The sequence below is a fragment of the Pseudomonas sp. SORT22 genome, from assembly GCF_018417635.1.
In the GTDB taxonomy this organism is placed as follows: domain Bacteria; phylum Pseudomonadota; class Gammaproteobacteria; order Pseudomonadales; family Pseudomonadaceae; genus Aquipseudomonas.
On the sequence record NZ_CP071007.1, the window covers coordinates 4392611 to 4415986 of the forward strand.

The 23376-nt window shown below is 63.0% G+C and carries 15 protein-coding genes; 8 read left to right on the forward strand and 7 right to left on the reverse strand.

All coding sequences use genetic code 11. The annotated features are described in order from the left end of the window. Window positions 1-60: 60 nt before the first annotated feature. Window positions 61-615 carry a nitroreductase family protein gene (locus JYG36_RS20080; RefSeq protein WP_213602085.1) on the reverse strand — a complete coding sequence of 185 codons (555 nt, stop codon included), beginning with the start codon at window positions 613-615 and terminating at the stop codon, window positions 61-63. Window positions 616-715: 100 nt separating this feature from the next. On the opposite strand from JYG36_RS20080, the gene JYG36_RS20085 reads away from it, so the two are divergent. Then, complete coding sequence (locus tag JYG36_RS20085; protein ID WP_093385829.1) at window positions 716-2170, forward strand: TrkH family potassium uptake protein; 1455 nt, start codon at window positions 716-718, stop codon at window positions 2168-2170. On the opposite strand, the gene JYG36_RS20090 is transcribed toward JYG36_RS20085, so the two are convergent. Beyond that, window positions 2127-3206 (reverse strand): AraC family transcriptional regulator, encoded by a 1080-nt coding sequence (locus JYG36_RS20090; RefSeq protein ID WP_045200099.1) that lies wholly within the window; start codon window positions 3204-3206, stop codon window positions 2127-2129. The two genes, JYG36_RS20085 and JYG36_RS20090, sit on opposite strands and share 44 nt — an antisense overlap. A gap of 161 nt (window positions 3207-3367) precedes the next feature. Here JYG36_RS20090 and JYG36_RS20095 point away from each other — a divergent pair, with 161 nt between their 5' ends. Then, complete coding sequence (locus tag JYG36_RS20095) at window positions 3368-3679, forward strand: Mpo1-like protein (RefSeq protein ID WP_093385834.1); 312 nt, start codon at window positions 3368-3370, stop codon at window positions 3677-3679. Window positions 3680-3775: 96 nt separating this feature from the next. Further along, window positions 3776-4369: an HD domain-containing protein gene (locus JYG36_RS20100; RefSeq protein WP_093385838.1), complete on the forward strand. Its 594-nt coding sequence runs from the start codon at window positions 3776-3778 to the stop codon at window positions 4367-4369. Here the strand turns inward: JYG36_RS20100 and JYG36_RS20105 are convergent. Next, complete coding sequence (locus tag JYG36_RS20105; protein WP_045200092.1) at window positions 4343-5182, reverse strand: UDP-2,3-diacylglucosamine diphosphatase; 840 nt, start codon at window positions 5180-5182, stop codon at window positions 4343-4345. The genes JYG36_RS20100 and JYG36_RS20105 overlap by 27 nt on opposite strands. Before the next feature lie 135 nt (window positions 5183-5317). On the opposite strand from JYG36_RS20105, the gene JYG36_RS20110 reads away from it, so the two are divergent. Both JYG36_RS20110 and JYG36_RS20115 read left to right on the forward strand, forming a co-directional pair. After that, window positions 5318-6082: an AraC family transcriptional regulator gene (locus tag JYG36_RS20110; RefSeq protein ID WP_093385847.1), complete on the forward strand. Its 765-nt coding sequence runs from the start codon at window positions 5318-5320 to the stop codon at window positions 6080-6082. A gap of 78 nt (window positions 6083-6160) precedes the next feature. Then, on the forward strand, window positions 6161-7045 hold the full coding sequence (locus JYG36_RS20115; RefSeq protein WP_093385851.1) for a DMT family transporter: 885 nt from the start codon (window positions 6161-6163) through the stop codon (window positions 7043-7045). Between the two features lie 3 nt (window positions 7046-7048). Here the strand turns inward: JYG36_RS20115 and JYG36_RS20120 are convergent, their stop codons facing one another. Then, on the reverse strand, window positions 7049-7333 hold the full coding sequence (locus JYG36_RS20120) for an Rdx family protein (RefSeq protein ID WP_045200087.1): 285 nt from the start codon (window positions 7331-7333) through the stop codon (window positions 7049-7051). Between the two features lie 70 nt (window positions 7334-7403). On the opposite strand from JYG36_RS20120, the gene JYG36_RS20125 reads away from it, so the two are divergent. Beyond that, on the forward strand, window positions 7404-9593 hold the full coding sequence (locus JYG36_RS20125; protein WP_213602086.1) for a patatin-like phospholipase family protein: 2190 nt from the start codon (window positions 7404-7406) through the stop codon (window positions 9591-9593). Between the two features lie 6 nt (window positions 9594-9599). On the opposite strand, the gene JYG36_RS20130 is transcribed toward JYG36_RS20125, so the two are convergent. After that, entirely contained in the window at window positions 9600-10034 is a 435-nt protein-coding gene (locus tag JYG36_RS20130) for a MarR family transcriptional regulator (protein ID WP_045200083.1), read from the reverse strand. A gap of 118 nt (window positions 10035-10152) precedes the next feature. Continuing rightward, window positions 10153-12291 carry a DNA helicase RecQ gene (recQ, locus tag JYG36_RS20135; protein ID WP_045200081.1) on the reverse strand — a complete coding sequence of 713 codons (2139 nt, stop codon included), beginning with the start codon at window positions 12289-12291 and terminating at the stop codon, window positions 10153-10155. A gap of 245 nt (window positions 12292-12536) precedes the next feature. Here recQ and JYG36_RS20140 point away from each other — a divergent pair, with 245 nt between their 5' ends. Both JYG36_RS20140 and JYG36_RS20145 read left to right on the forward strand, forming a co-directional pair. Further along, window positions 12537-13124 carry a UPF0149 family protein gene (locus tag JYG36_RS20140; protein ID WP_045200079.1) on the forward strand — a complete coding sequence of 196 codons (588 nt, stop codon included), beginning with the start codon at window positions 12537-12539 and terminating at the stop codon, window positions 13122-13124. A 10-nt stretch (window positions 13125-13134) separates the two neighbouring features. Continuing rightward, window positions 13135-13500 (forward strand): YbaN family protein, encoded by a 366-nt coding sequence (locus JYG36_RS20145; RefSeq protein ID WP_045200076.1) that lies wholly within the window; start codon window positions 13135-13137, stop codon window positions 13498-13500. A gap of 16 nt (window positions 13501-13516) precedes the next feature. Here JYG36_RS20145 and JYG36_RS20150 read toward each other — a convergent pair whose 3' ends face one another. Next, window positions 13517-22858, reverse strand: a complete 9342-nt coding sequence (locus JYG36_RS20150) for a retention module-containing protein (RefSeq protein WP_213602087.1) — start codon at window positions 22856-22858, stop codon at window positions 13517-13519. Window positions 22859-23376 lie beyond the last annotated feature (518 nt).

A 23376-nucleotide genomic window follows, 5' to 3' on the forward strand; every position in this document is an offset into this window, starting at 1 on the left:
TTGTGGGAGCGGCGGTGCGACGCCTCGACTTGCCCCGCGATGAGGCCCTAACCCCCGCTGCTACTCCCAGGCACTGACAAAATCAGCCGTTGCCAGCACCGGCGCGGTGCGCGGTTCATTTTGTGGAGTACCCAGGTACAGGAAGGCGATGATCTCTTCGTTGTCCGCCAGCCCCAATCCCTTGGCCACATGCTTGCTGTACGAAAGCTCACCGGTACGCCATACCGCACCAATACCCTGGGCATGAGCCGCGAGCAAAATACCGTGGGCCGCGCAACCGGCCGCCAGGCGCTGCTCGGACTGCGGCACCTTGAAGTGATCCTGCAGCCGCGCAACCACAACCACCAGCAACGGCGCCCGCAACGGCATGGCCCGGGCCTTGTCCAGCGCCGCCTGGCCGGTCTCGCCATTGAGTTTGACCGCTTCGGCGAGCAGTTCGCCAAGCTTGGCCCGCGCCTCGCCCTCGACCGTCAAGAAGCGCCAGGGCCGCAACTGGCCGTGGTCCGGTGCCCGCAGGGCGGCCTGAAACAGCGCCTCGCGTTGTGCGGTATTGGGTGCCGGATCCAGCAGACGTGGAACCGAAACCCGGTTGAGCAATGCGTCGAGAGCCTCCATTGGCTACCCCTTGTGGATAAATGTCGGGCTATTCTAGCGTTTACTTAAAAAGGTCCATAGGTAGAATGGCGCCCTTCCGTTTTGAGTCAGAGCAGATCACATGGCGTTGCCGACCTTAAGGATCATTGGTTTCATCATCGGCATCTTCCTGATCACCCTGGCGATCAGCATGGTCGTGCCCATGGCCACCCTGGTGATCTTCGACCGCACGGGCGACCTGCCGTCGTTCCTGTGGGCCAGCATGATCACCTTTATCGCAGGCCTGGCTCTGGTCATCCAGGGCCGCCCCGAGCACGTGCACCTGCGCCCGCGCGATATGTACCTGCTGACGGTCAGCAGCTGGCTGGTGGTGTGCATCTTCGCCGCCCTGCCGTTCCTGCTGACCCAGCACATCAGCTACACCGACGCCTTTTTCGAAAGCATGTCCGGCATTACCGCCACCGGCGCCACCGTACTCAGCGGCCTCGACAGCATGTCGCCGGGTATCCTGATGTGGCGCTCGCTGCTGCACTGGCTCGGCGGTATCGGCTTTATCGCCATGGCCGTGGCGATCCTGCCGCTGCTGCGCATCGGCGGCATGCGCCTGTTCCAGACCGAGTCCTCGGACCGTTCGGAAAAGGTCATGCCGCGCTCGCACATGGTCGCCAAGTCGATCGTGCTGGTGTACATCGGCATCACCACCCTCGGCGCCCTGGCCTTCTGGCTGGCGGGCATGAACGCCTTCGACGCGATCAACCACGCCATGTCGGCGATTTCCACCGGCGGTTTCTCTACCTCCGACCAGTCCCTGGCCAAGTGGGACATACCGGCGGTGCATTGGGTAGCGGTGGTGGTGATGATCCTCGGCAGCTTGCCGTTCGCCCTGTACGTGGCGACCATCCGCGGCAACCGCAAGGCGCTGATCAAGGACCAGCAGGTCCAGGGCCTGTTGGCGATGCTGGTGGCGACCTGGCTGGTGCTCGGTACCTGGTACTGGGCCACCACCAACCTGCACTGGCTCGACGCCCTGCGCCACGTGGCCCTGAACGTCACTTCGGTGGTCACCACCACCGGCTTCGCCCTGGGCGACTACAGCCTGTGGGGCAATTTCTCGTTGATGCTGTTCTTCTACCTGGGCTTCGTTGGCGGCTGCTCGGGTTCGACCGCTGGCGGCATCAAGATTTTCCGCTTCCAGGTGGCCTACATCCTGCTCAAGGCCAACTTGAACCAGCTGATTCACCCCCGGGCGGTGATCAAGCAGAAGTACAACGGCCACCGCCTCGATGAAGAGATCGTGCGTTCGATCCTGACCTTCTCGTTCTTCTTCGCCATCACCATCTGCGTCATCGCCCTGGCCCTGTCGCTGCTGGGTGTCGACTGGATGACCGCACTGACCGGCGCCGCCAGCACCGTATCGGGCGTCGGCCCGGGCCTGGGCGAAACCATCGGCCCGGCCGGCAACTTCGCCACCCTGCCGGATGCGGCCAAGTGGATTCTGGCCTTCGGCATGCTGCTCGGGCGCCTGGAGATCATTACGGTGCTGGTGCTATGTATGCCGGCGTTCTGGCGTCACTGACCGGCGGATCCTCTACCGGGGCCACCACAGCCCCGTTCAAGCGCGCCCGGTACTCGCCAGGGGTGACATCGAACCAGCGGCGAAACGCCCTGAAAAAATTGCTCGGGTCGGCGAAACCCAGAAGATAGGCAGCCTCCAGCAGGGTCATGTTGGCTTGCGCCAGGTACTGCTCGGCAAGCTCGCGGCGGGTATCGTCCAGCAGTGTCTGAAAGCTCGTGCCCTCTTCCTGCAAGCGCCGCTGCAAGGTGCGCTGCGACAGGTGCAGGGCCTGGGCGATGGTTTCGCGCTTGGGCTCGCCCTGGGGCAAAACCCGGCACAACACCTGGCGCGCACGATGGGTAACCCGGCTTTCCGAGAAGCGCGCCAGGTATTCGCCAGCAAAGCGGTCGTGCAAGGTGGCCATGGCCTCGTTGGCGGTCGGCAGCGGCGCCTCCATGTCGGCGCGCTCGAACACCAGCGCATCGTAGGGCGCGCTGAACACCAGCGGGGCATGGAATGCGGTCTTGTAAGGGCCCAAGTCCTTGGGCTGCGGCCCCTGGACCAGCACCCGACGCGGCTGGATCACTCGCCCGCTGAGCCAGCTGCACAGCGCCAGGGCGCAGGCCAGCGAGGCTTCGGCACTGTGCCGGGTGGGTGGCAGGTGATCGCCATGCACGGTCAGAATCAACGCATAGCCGTCGGGCTCAAGGCGAAAACTCAGGTCGGAGCTTTCGGCGATGATCCGCTGATAGCGCACCAGCCGCTCGAAACCTTCGGCCAGGGTGCGGCTCGACATCAGCGCGTAGCCGACCACATGAAAGGACGCCGGGCGTACCACCCGCGCCATGTTCAGGCCGATCGCCTGGTTGCCGGAAAGGTCGACCGCCAACTGCCACAGGCGGGTCATGGAGTCCTGGGTGAAGCGTGCGTCGGGATCGTCCAGCGCGGTGAAATCCAGGCCAAGTTGCTTGAACATGGCACGGCAATCGAGCCCTTCCAGTTCAAGTGCCTTGACGATCCCTGATGCCCAGCTTGCTGACGTGGTTCTTTCGCTCATGGCTGGCTTCTTTTGTTACCGACAAGCCGCTCCTGCGGCGATCTCAAAGGATACTCAATTGGCGCCTATTGTCACTGCTCTGTAGTGTTACTCACTCTAGACTCAGATCAGGCTCCACGCCGTGTATCTTCGTCAGATTGACCAGACTCTGGAGCAGTGTCGTGAACAGCCCTCAGCAATTTCGCAGTTTTGCCGAGTTCTACCCTTATTACCTGGGTGAGCACAGTAATCCCACCTGCCGGCGCCTGCATTTCGTCGGTACCAGCCTGGTCATCGCCGTACTCGCCTTTGCCCTGGGCAGCGGCAACTGGTTGCTGCTGCTGGCCCTGCCCTTTGCCGGTTACGGCTTTGCCTGGGTCGGGCACTTCTTCTTCGAGAAAAACCGCCCCGCCACCTTCAAGCACCCGCTGTACAGCCTGATTGGCGACTTCGCCATGTACCGCGACATGCTGCGCGGCAAGGTCAGCTTCTGATTTCGGCCCGCAAGGTCAGAAACCCGTCCCATGCGGCCACTGCCCCGACCAACGGTACAGGTAGAGTGCCCTGAAACCCCGCGTTTCGGAGCGCCGATGAACCAGCAAGCCCGCTTTAACCACATGCAGGACGGTACCGAGCAGGACTGGGCAATCATCGCCGAGGATTTCAGGGCCTACGCCAGCCAGCTGGCCGATCGCATCCTGGCGCACCTGCGGCTGCTCGATGGTGACTTCGGCGGCTTTCCCATCGACCGCCTGAGCCACTCCCTGCAAACCGCCAGCCGCGCCTGGCGTGACGGGCGCGATGAAGAGTACGTGGTCTGCGCGCTGCTGCACGACATCGGCGACACCCTCGGCAGCTATAACCACCCGGACATCGCCGCCGCCATCCTCAAGCCGTTCATCAGCCCGGAAAACCTGTGGATGGTGGAAAAACACGGGGTGTTCCAGGGCTACTACTTTTTCCATCACCTGGGCATGGACCGGCACCTGCGCGAGCAATTCCAGGGCCATCCGCAATTCCAGCAAACCATCGAGTTCTGTGCCCGCTACGATGCCGCCGCCTTCGATCCGGGCTACGACAGCCTGCCCCTGAGCTTCTTCGAGCCGATGCTGCAGCGCCTGTTCGCCAAGCCCCGGCAGTCGATCTACAAGGCCGCGCTAGAGCAACCCGCCGCCACTGCCTGAATCCACCAGTTCCTCCAGCCCGGCCTGGCGCCGGGCGGCTTCGGCCTGGGCGTCGGCCAGGCGATAAAGCTCGATGCTGCCGTCCCAGTGCTCGATCAGTGCCGTGCACGACTCGACCCAATCACCGCAGTTGAGGTAATCCACCTCGCCGACCTTGCGGATCTCGGCATGGTGAATGTGCCCGCAGACCACACCATGAAAGCCGCGTTTGACGCACTCATGGGCGATGGCCTCCTCAAAGTCGCTGATGAAGCTGACTGCGCTCTTGACCTTGTGCTTGAGGTACGCCGACAGCGACCAATAACCGTAGCCATAGCGCGCACGCCAGTGGTTGAGCCAGCGGTTGAGGGTCAGGGTGAATTCGTAGGCCGAATCGCCGAGGAACGCCAGCCAGCGGTGATATCGGGTGATCACGTCGAACTGGTCGCCATGAATCACCAGCAGGCGCCGGCCATCGGCGGTCAGGTGCTCGGCCTGGTCGACCAACTGGATATTGCCCAGCACCAGCTTGGAGTAGCGACGCAGGAACTCGTCATGGTTGCCGGTCACGTAGATCACCTCGGTACCGCGCTTGCTCATGGTCAGCAGGCGGCGGATCACGTTGGTGTGCGCCTGGGGCCAGTACATGCCGCCGCGCAGCTTCCAGCCGTCGATGATGTCGCCGACCAGGTAGATGCGATCGGCCTGGTAACCCTTGAGAAACTGCGACAGGTGTTCGGCCTGGCAATCCCGGGTGCCCAGATGCACGTCCGAGATCCACAAGGTACGCACGCGCTGTTTGCGCGAGGGTCTGACAAGCTCGGCACGGGTCATCGGCAGGCTCCGGGAAGGTTTGCGCCAGCTTGCCAAGCAGCGGTGAATCGAACATGACCGCCCGGTGTCGGTCTGATGACATGCCCGGCCCGCCTGCTTGCCTGTACACTGCTGCGATTGCCGGAGGAGCCTTCGATGAGCCGCGCCCCGATACTTTCCCTGCGCCATTATCGCCACGACCTGATCGCCCATAGCCACGACCACCCGCAACTGGTGTTCGGCCTGCGCGGGCGCCTGGAATTCGAGGTCGAAGGCCGCGGCGCGCAGCTGGACCGCCAGGACCTGATGGTGGTCCCGGCTGGCCGCCATCACACCTGCGGCAGTACCGTCGGTAGCGATTGCCTGGTGCTGGACGTCCCGCTCGACAACTGGCTGGGCCAGAGCCTGGGTGCGCACCTGGACGCCAGCCAGCGCCTGCTCGAACGGGCCGGGCCATTGAACCTGGACCATCGTCAGCAGCAACTGGTCGACTGGCTGGCGGCCAGCCCGATCAACGATCCGCTAATCGCCCAGCAAGGTGCAGTGTTGCTGCTGGCCAGCCTGAACGGCGGCGCGGCGCCCGTTGCGCCGACAACCTCACTGCCCTATGCCCGCTTCGATGCGCATATCGAGCAGAACGCCGCCTACCCGCTGCAGGTGGCCGACCTGGCGCGCCTGGCCGGGCTATCCAGCGCGCGCCTGCATGCGCGGTTCATGGCTGAATGCGGGGTCACGCCCATGGACTATGTACGCCAGCGTCGCCTGCTACGCGCGCGGCAGCTACTACGCGATACCCGCTTGCCGATCGGCGATATCGCCTGCCAGGTCGGCTACAGCTCGCAAAGCGCCTTTGCCGCCGCCATGCTCAAGGCGTTTGGCCGCACGCCTGGTGCCTTGCGCCGCGATTGTGCCGACAATTGACGCGAGGACCGCGACAGACAGCGCCAGCGCCGCCCCCGTAAACTGGCGCCGCTGCCCTGCTCTCTGACAAGGACCACCATGAATCACCGCACTGCCCTCGGCGCCCTGCACATCGGCGCACTGTTTTTCGGCCTGACCGGCGTATTCGGCAAACTGGCCAGCGCCGCGCCGGCGATCATCGTCTTCGGCCGAGCCGCTTTTGCCGTGCTGGCATTGGCCGTGTTCGCAGGCTTTGCGCGCAAGGCCTGGCAGCCCCTGCAGGCCCAGGACTGGCGCCGCCTGCTGCTCGGCGGCGTACTGCTGGCCGGGCACTGGGTGAGCTTTTTCATTTCGGTGAAAGTCGCCGGTGTCGCCATCGCCACCCTCGGCTTTGCCAGCTTCCCGGCCTTTACCGTGATCCTTGAAGGCCTGCTGTTTCGCGAGCGCATCCGCACCAACGAGATCGTCCTGGTGTTGCTGGTGAGCATCGGCCTGGTGCTGGTAACCCCGGACTTCGACCTGGCCAGCCAGGCCACCGGCGGCCTGCTTTGGTCGCTGCTGTCAGGCCTGCTGTTTTCACTGCTGTCATTGACCAACCGTGCAGGCTCCGGGCGCATCCCGGCGGTGCAGGCGGCACTGTGCCAGAACGCCGTGGTCGCCCTGTGCCTGTTGCCGGTGGCCGCGCCGGCGCTGGGCAGCGTCAGCGCCATGGACTGGCTGTGGATCGGCCTGCTCGGGGTGTTCTGTACCGGCGTCGCCCACAGCCTGTTCGTCGCCAGCCTGGCGGTGATCAAGGCGCGCACCGCTGCCGTGGTGTTTGCTCTGGAGCCGGTCTACGGCATCGCCATGGCGTGGTTGATCTTCGCCGAAACCCCGACTTTGCGCATGCTTATGGGCGGTGTGCTGATCATTCTCGCCATCGTCATTTCCAGCCGCCTGGCGGCCGGCAATCAAGTAGGCAAGGCGGCGGTCGCCGAGGGCTGATTGTCAGGGCCGGTCGTTGTGACCCAGATCACGCTGCGGGTCGATCTGGTCGCGCACGCGCTGCTTGAGCACCTTGGCTTCAGGGAAGCCGCCATCGGCCTTGCGCTCCCAGATCTGCACGCCGTCGCAGGTAATACGGAAGGAGCCACCGGTGGCGGGTTCAAGGGCCACCCGCGCCAGATCGTCACTGAAGGTGCTCAGCAGTTCCTGGGCCAGCCAGGCGGCACGCAGCAGCCATTGGCACTGGGTGCAGTAGGTAATGACAATTTCCGGTTTATGCGCGGACATACACTGAAGGTCTCCTGACAGGTGGGCGCGCTTATACTAGCGGTCTTTAGCCTTCGCTCCGAGAGTCATGATGCACCGCCTGCTGTTATCCCTGCTGCTGATGTTCGTTTGCTTCCCGCTGCTGGCCGCCGAAGCGCCCCGACCGAAAGTCGGCCTGGTGCTCTCCGGCGGTGCTGCCCGTGGCCTGGCCCATATCGGCGTGCTCAAGGCCCTGGAAGAACAGGGCATCAAGGTCGATGCGATTGCCGGCACCAGCATGGGCGCGGTGGTCGGCGGCCTGTACGCCTCCGGCTACAAGATCGACGAACTGGAAAAGCTCGCCCTCAACATCGACTGGCAGCAGGCGCTGTCCGACGCGCCGCCGCGCAAGGACGTGCCGTTTCGGCGCAAGCAGGATGACCGCGACTTTCTCGTCAAACAAAAGCTCAGCTTTCGCGACGACGGCAGCCTGGGCCTGCCGCTGGGGGTGATCCAGGGCCAGAACCTGGCGCTGCTGCTGGAAAGCATGCTCGCCCACACCAGCGACACCCGCGACTTCGACAAGCTGCCGATTCCCTTCCGCGCCGTGGCCACCGACATCGCCAGCGGCGAAAAGGTGGTATTCCGTCGTGGCCACCTGCCCCAGGTGATTCGCGCCAGCATGTCGATCCCGGCGGTGTTCGCCCCGGTCGAGATCGATGGCCGGCTACTGGTCGATGGCGGCATGGTCGACAACATTCCCCTGGACGTCGCGCGCGAGATGGGTGCGGACGTGGCCATCGTCGTCGACATCGGCACCCCGCTGCGCAGCCGCAAGCAGCTGGCAACCGTGGTCGATGTGCTCAACCAGTCGATCACCCTGATGACCCGACGCAACTCCGAAGAGCAACTGGCAGCGCTGCACCGCGACGACATTCTCATCCAGCCACCGCTGTCGAGTTTTGGCGTCACCGATTTCGGCCGAGCCCAGGACATGATCGACGCCGGCTACCGCGCCGCCCGCGCTTTGGACGCACGCCTGGCGGTGCTCAAGCGCCCGCAGGCCAGCGACGGCGAGCTGCTGGCCGCACGCTCGCCGAGCCAGCGCACACCGGTGATCACCGCGATCCGCATCGAGAACGATTCAAAAGTCAGCGACGACGTGATCCGCTACTACATTCGCCAACCCATCGGCGAGCCACTGGAACTGGGCCGCCTGCAGACCGACATGGGCACCCTGTACGGCCTCGACTACTTCGACCGGGTCCAGTACCGGGTAGTGCACAAGGGTGACGACAACACCCTGGTGATCAACGCCCGTGGCCGTCGCGGCGGCACCGACTACCTGCGCCTGGGCCTGAACCTGTCGGACGACATGCGCGGCGACAGCGCCTTCAACATCGGTGCCAGCTACCGGGTCAACGGCATCAACTCCCTCGGCGCCGAATGGCTGACCCGCGCGCAGATCGGCGACCAGCAAGAGCTGTACAGCGAGTTCTACCAGCCGCTGGATGCCGGCTCGCGCTATTTCATCGCGCCATACATTGACCTCGGCTCGCAAAACATCGAGGCGACCCTGGACGACGACCCGATTGCCGAATACCGTCTGGAGCGCTATGGCTTCGGTCTCAACTTCGGTCGGCAGATCGGCAACAACGGCGAAGTGCGCTTTGGCGTCGGCCAGGCCTGGGGCCAGGCCGAGGTGCGCATCGGCGACCAGGACCTGCCCAAGGTCAACTTCAACGAAGGCTTCTACGAACTCAAGTACTCGTTCGACAGCCTCGACAACGTCTACTTCCCCCACAGCGGCGAAGACATCAACCTGACTTTGCGCCAGTACGACCCGAACCTGGGCTCGGACCAGCGCTACCGGCAGTGGGACTTGAACATCGACAAGGCCATGAGCAGCGGCCCCAACACCTGGGTGGTAGGCGGGCGCTACGGCAGGACCCTGGATGATGCCGAAGTGGTCACCTCAAGCTTCGTGCTCGGCGGCGCCCGGCAGCTGTCGGGCTTTCGCCAGGATTCGGTATCCGGGCAAAACGTCAGCCTGATGCGCGTGGTCTACTACCGCCGCCTGACCCCACGCGCCTACCTGCCGCTGGACTTCCCGTTGTACCTGGGCGGTTCGCTGGAGCGCGGCCGGGCCTGGAACAACGACAACGAGTTCGACAGTGGCTACATCAATGCAGCCAGCATCTTCGTCGGTTTCGAGACGCCCCTGGGGCCGCTGAACTTCAGCTACGGGGCCAACAGCGAGAATCAGAAGGCGATGTACCTGAACCTGGGTCACACCTTCTGAGCAGGATCAGGACTTTTCCAGGTTGGCCAGGATCCGCGCATGGACGCGCATGCAAATGCGCATGTCCTCTTCGTCAACACCGACGAACAGCTCGGCGCGCAAGGCGTTGGCAATGGTTTCGATCTGGTCGATCAAAGGCTTGGCCGGTGGGCAGAGGAGGATTTTTTTCGCCCGTCGGTCTTCGAGCACCGCCTGACGGCGCACCAGCCCCTGGGTTTCCAGGCTATCGAGCAAGCGGGCCAGGGTCGGCCCCTCGACGCCGACACTCTGGGCCAGCTCGCGCTGGGTCGGCGCCTCATCGAAACGGGCCAGGTGCAGCAGCACCAGCCAGCGGGCCTGGGACAGGTTCAGCCCGGCCAGGCGGCGATCCAGTTCGGCGCGCCAGCCGCGGGACATGTGTGCCAGCTGCATCCCGAATTTGTGTTGGTCGGTCAACGGCATAGAGAAACTCATCATCAGAACTAATTATTAGTCAGCTAACCATGACCGTGAGCCGCAGGCAAGGCTCATACGGCTGGCGGTGCTTCGATAATCGTTATAAATGATGACAAGGCCGGTTTTACATCTCGAATTCGGCAGCCAGCGCGGCCCGTACGCAATACAAAACACCTTCGGGCACTCGCCCGCCAAACTGCTCGGCAATCGCCGACACCGGCGGCAACTCGCCTTCACCATCGAGGAAGGCATCCTGAACTTCGCCCAGCAGGTCTTCCGGCAGGTCCAGGGCCTGGTCCAGCGACAGCTCCTGGCGGCCAATGGCCTCGGCAAGCAGGCTGTAGACGTTCTTTTCGCTGCAGTTCAGCTGCCCGGCGATCTGCATCGGAGTCATGCCGGCGCGGGCCAGGCTGACCAGTTCGTGGCGCAGGTCGGTGACGATCTTTGGCGCTTCGACGCCGCCACCCAGCACTTCGAGGAAGGCTTCGCCGTAACGCTCGAGCTTGCGCGCACCGACGCCGCTGACCCGGCCCATCTCGCTGAGGCTGGTGGGCTGGCTGCGCAGCATCTCCAGCAGGGTCGAATCGGGGAAGATCACATACGGCGGCACGCCATGTTCTTCGGCCAGCTTGCGGCGCAACGCACGCAGGGCTTCCCATTGTTCGCGCTCTTCGCCACGCACCAGCTGGCTGGCCGGGCTGCCGCCACTGCTGCTGCCACCCTTGCTGCTGGTTTGTGGCTTGAGATCTTTACGCAGCTCGAGGCTGACTTCACCGCGCAGCAACGGCCGGCACGTGTCGGACAGGCGCAGGCCGCCGTAACCTTCGAGGTCGATGTCGGCCAGGCCGCGGGCGACCAACTGGCGGAACAGCGAACGCCAGTCGTGCTCGGAGCGGTCCTTGCCAACGCCGTACACGGCCAGTTTCTCGTGGCCGAAATTGCGGATCTTTTCGTTGTCGCGGCCCAGCAGCACATCCACCAGGTGGCCGACGCCATAACGCTGACCGGTGCGGTACACCGCCGACAGCGCCTGGCGCGCAGGCTCGGTGGCATCCCAGGTCTGCACGCCATCGATGCAGTTGTCGCAGTGGCCGCACGGCTGCGGCAACTCTTCGTCGAAGTAGTTGAGCAGGGTCTGGCGGCGGCAGCGGGTTTCTTCACACAAGGCGAGCATGGCATCGAGCTTGTGTTGCTCGATGCGCTTGTGGCGCTCGTCGCCTTCAGAGTTTTGCAGCATCTGCTTGAGCATTACCATGTCTTGCAGGCCGTAGGCCATCCAGGCATCGGCAGGCAGGCCGTCACGACCGGCGCGGCCGGTTTCCTGGTAGTAGGCCTCGAGCGACTTGGGCAGGTCGAGGTGAGCAACGAAGCGTACGTTGGGCTTGTCGATGCCCATGCCGAAGGCAATGGTGGCGACCATGATCAGGCCTTCCTCGTTGAGAAAGCGCCGCTGGTTGGAGGCGCGGGTCTCGGCAGGCAGGCCGGCATGGTAAGGCAAGGCCGGGAAGCCCTGCTCGCACAGGTAGGCGGCGACGTCGTCGACCTTCTTGCGCGACAGGCAGTAGACGATACCGGCGTTGCCGCGCCGCTCGCCGAGGAACGCCAGCAACTGCTTGCGCGGCTGCTCCTTGGGCACGATGCGGTAGAAGATGTTCGGCCGGTCGAAGCTCGACAGGAAGCGCTCGGCGTTCTGCAGGTGCAGGCGGGTGACGATCTCTTCACGGGTGCGCATGTCCGCGGTGGCGGTCAGGGCAATGCGCGGCACGTTGGGGAACAGCTCGGCCAGTTGCCCCAGTTGCAGGTACTCGGGACGGAAGTCATGGCCCCACTGCGACACACAGTGGGCCTCGTCGATGGCAAACAGGGCGATGTCGAGGGTACGCAGGAAATCGAGCATGCGCGGCTGCACCAGGCGCTCGGGAGCCAGGTAGAGCATCTTCACTTCGCCGCGGCGGATACGCCCGGCCAGTTCGCGTTGCTGCTCGGCGCTGAGGGTCGAGTTCAGCGAAGCGGCGGCCACGCCCAATTCGTCGAGGGTCGCCACCTGGTCGTCCATCAGCGCGATCAACGGCGATACCACCACCGCCAGGCCAGGGCGCAACAGGGCCGGGACCTGGAAGCACAGCGACTTGCCGCCGCCGGTGGGCATCAGGACCAGCGCATCGCCACCCTTGGCCACGCATTCGATGATCGCGCCCTGGCGACCCCGAAAACTGTCGTAACCGAAGATGTCCTTGAGGACGCGCTGAGCCTGTTCGAGCATAAAAACTCCAAAAATCGCAGAACCATCCTGGGCACAGGCTGGACGAAAAACCCGCTGGCGACACCCGAAAATGCGTAAGCGGCTTTTACCCGACCCCCGAGTTACAAGGGCCCTGGGATAAAAGCCGGGCATTATAGCGGAGCCTGCGGCCTAGCAGGATGCTCTGCGATAGACGTCTTCCTTTGCCTCGTTTGCGCTGCAAGGTGCTAGAATTCAGTATCGTTTATTCCCAAGGTAGCCCCGTAATGTCCTTCGCCGAGCAACTGACCCGCCTGCAAGCCTTCCTCGACGCCGACGAGCTGCATGAAGAGGCGCTCGACTACGTGGCCGCCCACGGTTTCCTGACCGCGCTGTCGATCGGTGCCGAAGAGGTTCCCGAGCGCGAATGGATCGACGCCCTGTTCGCCGAAGAGCCGCATTACAAGGACGACGCCCAGCGTGAAGAGATCGAAGCCACGCTGATCCAGCTCAAAGCCCACGTTGCCCGCCAGCTGGCCAGCGACGAGGAATTCGAACTGCCGTGCGACCTCGACCTGGGTGAAGACCCGGACGACTCCGACCTGCGCGGCTGGTGCATCGGCTTCATGGAAGGCGTGTTCATGCGCGAAGAGGCCTGGTTCGAGACCGCTGAAGACGAAGTCAGCGAGATGCTCCTGCCGATCATGGTCGGTTCCGGCCTGTTCGATGAACAGCCAGAATTCGAAGACATCGCCAAGGACGCCAACCTGCAGGACGACATGATCGTGCAGATCCCTGAAGCCCTGACCGCGCTGTACCTGCTGCTGCACGCGCCGGACGAGAAGCCAGCCCTGCTCAAGCCTCGCCACCACTGAGTCGGCGTCCATGCGCTACCTGCTGCTGGCCATCGGCTGGCTCAGCGTCGCGCTGGGGGTGATCGGGATCTTCCTGCCGGTACTGCCGACCACCCCGTTCCTGCTCCTGGCTGCTGCGTGCTTTGCGCGCAGCTCGCCGCGCTTTCACCACTGGCTGGTCAACCACCCCAAGCTCGGGCCGTGGATTCGTGACTACCTCAGTGGCGAAGGCATTCCCCTCAAAGGCAAGGTCTACGCCATCGGCCTGATGTGGCTGAGCATCGGTTTGTCCTGCTACCTGGTGCCGCTGATCTGGGCGCGGGGGTTCATGCTCACCAGCGCGGTGCTGGTGAGCATTTACATCCTGCGGCAAAAAACCCTGCGGCGCCCGTCCTGAGACTGCAGCAACAGGCCTATACGGTATCCACCTTCAACGAATGATCGTTGAGCATGCCGTTGATGATCGTCGCCGTGTCCTGCCCTGCCGCAATCACCCCGCCCGCACCTGCCGTCACACCATAGTGCTGGGCCAGGTTCACCCCTGCCAGGTCGATGGTCTGGGTCGGCGCCGCACCTGCCACCGAGCTGACCTCGATGGTCGACACCACGCTGGCGCCACTGCCGGTGACCTTGAAGTGCAGGTAGTCATCCAGCGACGCTGTCGTTGCATTCTCACCCTGCAACAGTTGCGACAGGTCCAGACGATCGGTGCCCGGGGTGAAGTCGGTGACCACGTCGTGCCCGGTGTTGCCCTGCTGGTACAGGAAGGTATCGCTACCCGTGCCGCCAGTCAGGGTGTTGTTGCCCGGGCCGCCGATCAGCACATCATCACCGCCACCGCCGATCAGGGTGTCGTTGCCCAGGCCGCCGTTAAGCACGTTGGCGTTGTCGTTACCGGTCAGGTTGTCGTTGTAGTCCGAGCCGATCAGGTTTTCGATCGCCACCAGGGTGTCGGTGCCGGCACCCCCGGTGTTCTGCGCTCCGACCGTGCTCAGGTTGACCGTCACCGCGCTGCCGGCGCTGGCGTAGCTGGCGGTGTCAATACCCGCGCCACCGTCGAGCAGGTCGTTGCCGGCACCACCGATCAACAGGTCATTGCCATCACCGCCGTAGAGGAAGTCGTTGCCATCCCCGCCGATCAACACATCGTTGCCCGCACCTGCATTGAGGGTATCGTTGCCGGCGCCGGCCAGCAGGGTATCGTCACCGCTGGTACCGGTGAGGGTATTGCCCTCCTGATAAACGATGTCGACATTGCCGGTGCTGCTGCCACCATGCCCGTCGCTGACGGTATAGGTGCCGTAGGCGGTTTCGTTCTGGGCGTTGGAATAGTCGACAGTCATGGTCAGCGCGTAGTTTTCAGCCGCGTTGGTGTTGCTGCCTGACGAGTTGGTGAGGTTGACCAGGTGGATACTGTAAAGGCCGGCATGACTGGCGGTGAAGGAGCCGCCGTCGGCGATGGTCTGATAGCTGCCGCTCTCGTCCTTCCACTCCATCAGGATGTTGCCGGCTGCCAGGTTGTGATCGAGGGTCAGCGTCTCGCCTTTTTTCAGGGTAACGGTCAATACGTCCTCATCGTTGGCATTGGCCGTGGTTACAGCCCCCAGGTAGCCACTGACAACCAGTGCCGCCGTCATGGCATTGGCCGGGCCTCTGAAGGCACTGCGCGGCAGATCCCGCAGCTGGTTGGCGCCGGTGTTGTTGGTGCCGTTGAAGACAACCGTCGGCGGTGTCCCGCTGCCCACGGTAAAGCCTGCCCCTTTTGCCGCCCAGCCGGTATCGAAGGTGGTCGTCGAAGGCACGCTCAGGCGATCATGGTTGGCATCGCTGTCATTGGCCAGCAAGGCTTCGGCGGGCACGGTGATGCTGCTCGACAGAATGTTGCTGATGATATGGTCGGCCCCGGCCACTGGCGCGGTATTGGCGTAGACGTTGATCACCAGATTGGCACTGGCGGTATCGCCATCGTTGTCACTGGCGACGAAGCCGATCTGCTCGACCTGGCCGCTGCCGGTGTCCTTGGGCGGCGTGTAGGTAAAGTCGCCGGTATCCATGTTGACCACGATGCTGCCGCCGATGGCCGTCTTCACGGTAATGCTGTTGGTGCCGGTATCGAAAGTACCCCGGTCCGCCGCACCGCTGGTGGCATAAGAGCCCGCACCGCCGTTGCCCTTCGGATCGTAGGTGTAGGTAGTGCCATCGATAACCAGCGACTTGATAAAGCCGCCATCAGCGCCGAACTGGCCGCCGCTCATCAGGCTGCCGGTGATCGGCGCGCCCTGGACGGTGCCGGACAGTACCGAGTTGAGCTGGTTGAGGTCGGTGACCACCGTGGCATTGGTGTCGGTGTGGGTACTACCGTCGTAGGACAACGGATTGAGGTTCCCGGCATTGACGCCACTGCCCAGACCGATCGCGTAGGACTTGATCCCATTACTGTCGAGGAAACCCTCCCATTCAACTTCGCGCGGCGCGGTAATCGCGTGCCCCGACGTAGGTGCGCCGTCGGAGAAGAAGTACACGATATTTTGCGCACCGGTGATTTTGCCCCCGGTGGTGTAGGCCGACTGCGCCGAGGTAATCGCCGAATCGTAATAGGTCGAACCACCCGCGCTGAGGCCGTTGACGATAGCCTTGGCCTGGTCGACGGTCACCCACACAGTTGAAGGCTGGTTGGCCCCGGTAGAGAAGGTCACCAGTTGGACCTTTACATCGCCCATTTCATCGTACTTGTCGAGCAAGGCATTGATCGCCTGCTTGGCCAGTTGCATACGCGTCAGCCCCGGCACGCCGGACGCCTCATTCATACTGCCGGACACATCGATCACCAGCAGCAGGTTGGAGTCCACCTGCCCCGGAGTCACCGAGCGTTCTGCCCCGACTGCATTCGGTACGTCGTCGACAATCTTCACATCGATCGTCGCGTTGGCGGAGCTGCCATCGGTGTCGGTGGCGACGACATTGATGCTCTCGTTGAGGTTGTTGATGCCATTGGCGTTCGGGTGGTTTTCGTTGTCGAGCAAGGTGTAGGTGTAACTGACTACGCCAGTGGCCGGGTTGTAACCGGTGATGGTGATCGAGTTACCCAGCGGCGTAGTCCCGCTCTGTGGGAAGCCGTTGACCACCCCGCCACTGACCACGCTGATGCCACCGACGGTCAGGCTTTGCAGCCCGTCAGGGGCCGTCACGGTGAAGGTGCCGCTCTGGGTCAGGGCCGGAGAGTCCGGGCTGGTGCCGTCGCTGAGGTTCTTCTCGTAGACGGTCAGCTCGCCACCGTTGACGTTCAGGCCGTCAATGGTGACCGGGTTGTCCAGGTTGCTGACATTGAGCTTGAGCGTCGCTGTGCTGGTGTCGCCATCGGCATCGCGCAAGGTGTAGGTGAAAGTATCGACACCTGTGCCACCGCCGTGCAGGTTGATGAAGTCCGTATCGTTGGGGTTCAGGGTGTAGGTGTAGGAACCGTCGGCGGCCAGCACCAGGGTGCCGTAGGTACCGACAAAGGTGCCAGCGGTGATCGGCCCGGTTACGCGGTCGGCGCCCTGTACGTCGTTGGTCAGCACATTGCCGGTGAGGGTCAGCTGTACCTCAGTGGCCGTAACTGCGTTGGTGTCGTTAACAGCGCTCGGCAGGTCATCGACGATATTGACGTCGATCGAACCGCTGGCGGTGCTGCCGTCGGTATCGGTGGCGGTTACCGTAAAGCTTTCGTTGAGACTATTGGCGCCATTGGCCGTCGGATGGTTCTCGTTATCGAGCAAGGTGTAGCTGTAGGTCACCACGCCGGTGGCCGGGTTGTAGCCGGTGATGGTCAGGGTGTTGCCCAGGGCGGTGGTTGCCGATTGCGGGAAGCCGCTGGCCACGCCGCCGCTGACCACGGTGATGCCACCGACGGTCAGAGTCTGCAGGCCGTCCGGGGCGGTGACGGTAAAGCTCGCGCTCTGGGTCAGGGCCGGAATATTCGGGTTGCTGCCGTCGCCAAGGTTCTTCTCGAAAACGGTCAGCTCGCCGCCGTTGACGTTCAGGCCGTTGAGGGTCACCGGGTCGTTGAGGTTGGTGATATTCAGCACCAGGTTGGCGGTGCTGATGTCGCCGTCGGCGTCCTTCAGGGTGTAAGTGAATGTCTCGGTGCCATTGCCGCCACCGTGCAGGTTTTTGAAGTCTGCGTCGGTAGGATCGAGGGTGTAGGTGTAGGAACCGTCAGCGGCCAGCACCAATGTGCCGTAGGTGCCGACGAAGGTGCCGGCAGTAATTGGCCCGGTGGGTACACGGTCCGCACCCTGCACGTCGTTGGTCAGCACGTTGCCGGTAAGGGTCAGCTGGTTCTCGGTGGCGGTGACGGCGTTGGTATCGCCTGCTGCGGTCGGTACGTCGTCGACGATGTTCACATCGATGGAGCCGCTGGCAGTGCTGCCATCGGTGTCCGTAGCCGTTACGGTAAAGCTTTCGTTGAGGCTGTTGGCACCATTGGCCGTCGGATGGTTCTCGTTATCGAGCAAGGTGTAGCTGTAGGTCACCACGCCGGTGGCCGGGTTGTAGCCGGTGATGGTCAGAGTGTTGCCCAGTGCGGTGGTTGCCGATTGCGGGAAGCCGCTGGCCACGCCGCCGCTGACCACGGTGATGCCACCGACGGTCAGAGTCTGCAGGCCGTCCGGGGCGGTGACGGTAAAGCTCGCGCTCTGGGTCAGGGCCGGAATATTCGGGTTGCTGCCGTCGCCAAGGTTCTTCTCGAAAACGGTCAGCTCGCCGCCGTTGACGTTCAGGCCGTTGAGGGTCACCGGGTCGTTGAGGTTGGTGATATTCAGCACCAGGTTGGCGGTGCTGATGTCGCCGTCGGCGTCCTTCAGGGTGTAAGTGAATGTCTCGGTGCCATTGCCGCCACCGTGCAGGTTTTTGAAGTCTGCGTCGGTAGGATCGAGGGTGTAGGTGTAGGAACCGTCAGCGGCCAGTACCAATGTGCCGTAGGTGCCGACGAAGGTGCCGGCAGTAATTGGCCCCGTGGGTACACGGTCCGCACCCTGCACGTCGTTGGTCAGCACATTACCGGTAAGGGTCAGCTGGTTCTCGGTGGCGGTGACGGCGTTGGTATCGCCTGCTGCGGTCGGTACGTCGTCGACGATGTTCACATCGATGGAGCCGCTGGCAGTGCTGCCATCGGTGTCCGTAGCCGTTACGGTAAAGCTTTCGTTGAGGCTGTTGGCACCATTGGCCGTCGGATGGTTCTCGTTATCGAGCAAGGTGTAGCTGTAGGTCACCACGCCGGTGGCCGGGTTGTAGCCGGTGATGGTCAGAGTGTTGCCCAGTGCGGTGGTTGCCGATTGCGGGAAGCCGCTGGCCACGCCGCCGCTGACCACGGTGATGCCACCGACGGTCAGAGTCTGCAGGCCGTCCGGGGCGGTGACGGTAAAGCTCGCGCTCTGGGTCAGGGCCGGAATATTCGGGTTGCTGCCGTCGCCAAGGTTCTTCTCGAAAACGGTCAGCTCGCCGCCGTTGACGTTCAGGCCGTTGAGGGTCACCGGGTCGTTGAGGTTGGTGATATTCAGCACCAGGTTGGCGGTGCTGATGTCGCCGTCGGCGTCCTTCAGGGTGTAAGTGAATGTCTCGGTGCCATTGCCGCCACCGTGCAGGTTTTTGAAGTCTGCGTCGGTAGGATCGAGGGTGTAGGTGTAGGAACCGTCAGCGGCCAGCACCAATGTGCCGTAGGTGCCGACGAAGGTGCCGGCAGTAATTGGCCCGGTGGGTACACGGTCCGCGCCCTGCACATCGTTGGTCAGCACGTTGCCGGTCAGGGTCAGCTGGTTCTCGGTAGCGGTAACGGCGTTGGTATCGCCTGCCGCGGTCGGTACGTCGTCGACGATATTCACATCGATGGAACCGCTGGCGGTGCTGCCGTCGGTATCGGTGGCGGTTACCGTAAAGCTTTCGTTGAGACTATTGGCGCCATTGGCTGTCGGATGGTTCTCGTTATCGAGCAAGGTGTAGCTATAGGTCACCACGCCGGTCGAGGCGTCATAACCGGTGATGGTCAAGGTATTGCCCAGTGCGGTGGTTGCCGATTGCGGGAAGCCGCTGGCCACGCCGCCACTGACCACGGTAATGCCACCGACGGTCAGGGTTTGCACACCGTCCAGCGCGGTCACCGTGAAACTGCCGGTCTGGGTCAGGGCTGGCGTATCCGGGTTGCTGCCGTCGCCAAGGTTCTTCTCGAAAACGGTCAGCTCGCCGCCGTTGACATTCAGGCCGTTGAGGGTCACCGGGTCGTTGAGGTTGGTGACGTTGAGCACCAAGTTGGCGGTGGACACATCGCCATCAGCATCGGTCAGGGTGTAAGTAAAGGTCTCGACCCCGTTACCGCCGCCATGCAGGTTGAAGAAGTCCGGATCGGCAGGGTTCAGCGTGTAGGTGTAGGACCCGTCGGCGGCCAGCACCAAGGTGCCGTAGGTGCCGACGAAGGTGCCGGCAGTAATTGGCCCCGTGGGTACACGGTCCGCACCCTGCACGTCGTTGGTCAGCACATTACCGGTAAGGGTCAGCTGGTTCTCGGTAGCGGTAACGGCGTTGGTATCGCCTGCCGCGGTCGGCACGTCGTCGACGATATTCACATCGATGGACCCGCTGGCAGTGCTGCCGTCGGTGTCCGTCACACTGACCGTGAAGCTCTCGCCCAGGCTGTTGGTGCCGTTGGCGTTCGGGTGGGCCTCGTTGTCGAGCAGGGTGTAGCTGTAGGTCACCACGCCGGTCGAGGCGTCATAACCGGTGATGGTCAAGGTATTGCCCAGCGCCGTGGTGGCCGATTGCGGGAAGCCGCTGGCCACGCCGCCACTGACCACGGTAATGCCACCGACGGTCAGGGTTTGCACACCGTCCAGCGCGGTCACCGTGAAACTGCCGGTCTGGGTTAGGGCTGGCGTATCCGGGTTGCTGCCGTCGCCAAGGTTCTTCTCGAAAACAGTCAGCTCGCCGCCTTCAACGTTCAAGCCATTGAGGGTCACCGGATCGTTGAGGTTGGTGACATTGAGCACCAGGTTGGCGGTGGATACGTCACCATCAGCATCGGTCAGGGTGTAAGTAAAGGTCTCGACCCCGTTACCGCCGCCATGCAGGTTGAAGAAGTCCGGATCGGCAGTGTTCAGCGTGTAGGTGTAGGAACCGTCAGCGGCCAGCACCAAGGTGCCGTAGGTGCCGACGAAGGTGCCTGCAGTAATTGGCCCCGTGGGTACACGGTCCGCACCCTGCACGTCGTTGGTCAGCACATTACCGGTCAGGGTCAGCTGGTTCTCAGTAGCGGTAACGGCGTTGGTATCGCCTGCCGCGGTCGGCACGTCGTCGACGATGTTCACATCGATGGACCCGCTGGCAGTGCTGCCGTCGGTGTCCGTCACACTGACCGTAAAGCTCTCGCCCAGGCTGTTGGTGCCGTTGGCGTTCGGGTGGGCCTCGTTGTCGAGCAAGGTGTAGCTGTAGGTCACCACGCCGGTCGAGGCGTCATAACCGGTGATGGTCAGGGTATTGCCCAGGGCGGTGGTCGCCGATTGCGGGAAGCCGCTGGCCACCCCGCCGCTGACTACGGTGATGCCACCGACGGTCAGGGTTTGCACACCGTCCAGCGCGGTCACCGTGAAGCTGCCAGTTTGCGTCAGCGCTGGCGTATCCGGGTTGCTGCCGTCGCCAAGGTTCTTCTCGAAAACAGTCAGCTCGCCGCCTTCAACGTTCAAGCCATTGAGGGTCACCGGGTCGTTGAGGTTGGTGACGTTGAGCACCAGGTTGGCGGTGGACACATCGCCATCAGCATCGGTCAGGGTGTAAGTAAAGGTCTCGACCCCGTTACCGCCGCCATGCAGGTTGAAGAAGTCCGGATCGGCAGTGTTCAGCGTGTAGGTGTAGGAACCGTCAGCGGCCAGTACCAAGGTGCCGTAGGTGCCGACGAAGGTGCCGGCGGTGATCGGCCCGGTTGGCACACGGTCCGCGCCCTGCACATCGTTGGTCAGCACGTTGCCGGTCAGGGTCAGCTGGTTCTCGGTGGCGGTGACGGCGTTGGTATCTGCCGCCGCGTTCGGCACGTCGTCGACGATGGAAACATCGATACTCATGCTCGCGCTGCTGCCATCGGTATCGGTGGCAACCACGTTGAAACTCTCGCCCAGTGAGTTGCTGCCATTGCCGGCGGCATGCGCTTCGCTGCCATTGAGGGTGTAGCTGTAGGTGACCTCCCCGGTGGCCGGGTTAAAACCGTTGATGGTCAGGGTGTTGCCCAGGGCCGTGGTGAGTGATTGCGGGAAGCCATTGACCACCCCGGCACTGATCACATTGATACCGCCCACCGTCAGCGATTGCAGGCCGTCGGCGGCGGTCACGGTGAAGGTTCCACTCTGGGTCAGTGCCGCCGCATCAGGGCTGCTGCCAGCTGCCAGGTTCTTCTCGAACAGCACCAGCTCGCCGCCATTGATGCTCAGCCCGTTGAGTTCCACCGGGTCATTGAGGTTGCTGACGTTGAGCACCAGATTGGCGCTGGAAACATCACCGTCGGCATCGGTGAGGGTGTAGGTGAAGGTCTCGACGCCATTACCACCGCCATGCAGATTGATGAAATCCGGATCGGCAGTATTCAGCGTATAGGTGTAGGAACCGTCGGCGGCCAGCACCAAAGTGCCGTAGGTACCGACGAAGGTGCCGGCGGTAATCGGCCCGGTTGCTACCCGGTCTGCGCCTTGCACGTCATTGGTCAGCACGTTGCCGGTCAGGGTCAGCTGGTTCTCGGTGGCGGTGACGGCATTGCTATCGGCCACTGCCCGCGGTACGTCGTCAATCACCGTGACATCCAGCGAGCCAGTGGCTACGTCGCCGTCGGTATCACTGACCAGTACCGCGATGCTTTCACCAAGCCCGTTGGCACCCGCGCCACTGGGGTGGGTTTCGGCACCGTTGAGGGTGTAGCTGTAGCTGACCACGCCAGTGGCAGGGTCATAGCCGGTGATGGTCAGCAAATTGCCCAGGCCAGTGGTGATCGACTGGCCGATGCCGGTCACCGCACCGGCGGTGACCACATTGATGCCGCCGACGTTAAGGTTGAACACCCCATCGGGTGCCTGCACGGTAAAACTGCCCGCCTGGGTCAGGGCCGCCGGATTGCTGGCCGAGCCCTGGGGTAGATTGGCCTCGTTCAACGACAGCTCGCCACCCTCGACGGCAAGCCCTTCGAGGCTGACCGGGTTGTCGATCACCGGCACTGGCGGGGCTTCGTCATTGTTGTTGATCAGGCCGACGTCCAGCTGCGGCAACTCGGGAAAGCCGTTGAAGCCTGCAGTGGGAAAGCCGATCTGCGGATCAACGCGCCCGGCCACCTCGTTGAGGATCACGAAGGTATGCCCGCCGCCCAGTGCCCCCGTTGCACCGCCAGTGCTTGGCCCGGCTGCAGTGGGGTCGGCGTCCTGGCTCGGGTCGGCACCCGCAGCGATGGCTTGCTGGAGTTTCTCGACATCAGACAGTTGCGCCTGGCTGGGGGTCTGCGACTCCGGTGTATCAACATGCGGCGCGCGATCCGCCAACAGCTCGGGGGTCAGGGTCAGGTTGCTGTCACGGCCGAGGGTCAGTTCGGCACCGTTTTGCAGGTGGACGGCGACTGCGCCAGCAAGGCCTGTGTCCAGCTGCTCGCCGGCATATACCTTGTCGCCCTCGATCAGCGGCCGGCGGCTGCCATCGCTGCCTACAGCGAAGACTTCGCCCACCACCTTGCTGACGACACCGATTAACTTAGCCATGAGCGCACTCCTCCACTGCAAATCGGTTGATTGCAGCAACGTGCGCTGAACTATCGCGTGGCCAGCCCGGCGGAATTAACCCGGGCCAACGCTAAAACAGCCCTGGAGTGCGAGATGATTTCAATGAAATCAATGACTTCGCCTGCCAGAGCTGCGGTGAAAGTGATTGAGCGAAGTGGCCTAGTGACACCTGCCAAAAATTTGTCGCCAAACTTCGCCCCGCCTCCATCCCCTCCGCTACATCCATGCCCTCTGCTGCAAAAACACGGGAACTTTCTCTGACGCCCGAAAAAATGCACCCTAGCGCTGATTCCACGGGCTGCCTGATATGAACAATGTCTCGGATTTCTTAGACCGCATAAGTTTTTTTTCGCATAACTCTTATGAAAAAATCTTCTTAGCTTCGCGCGTAAATGTTCTTAGCTCTGTTGTTACAAGCCTGATACGGTTTGACCTCAGGTTTTCGTCACTTTTTTGACGAATCGCAGGACCATTATTAGAAATCAGGGAGAAGTAAC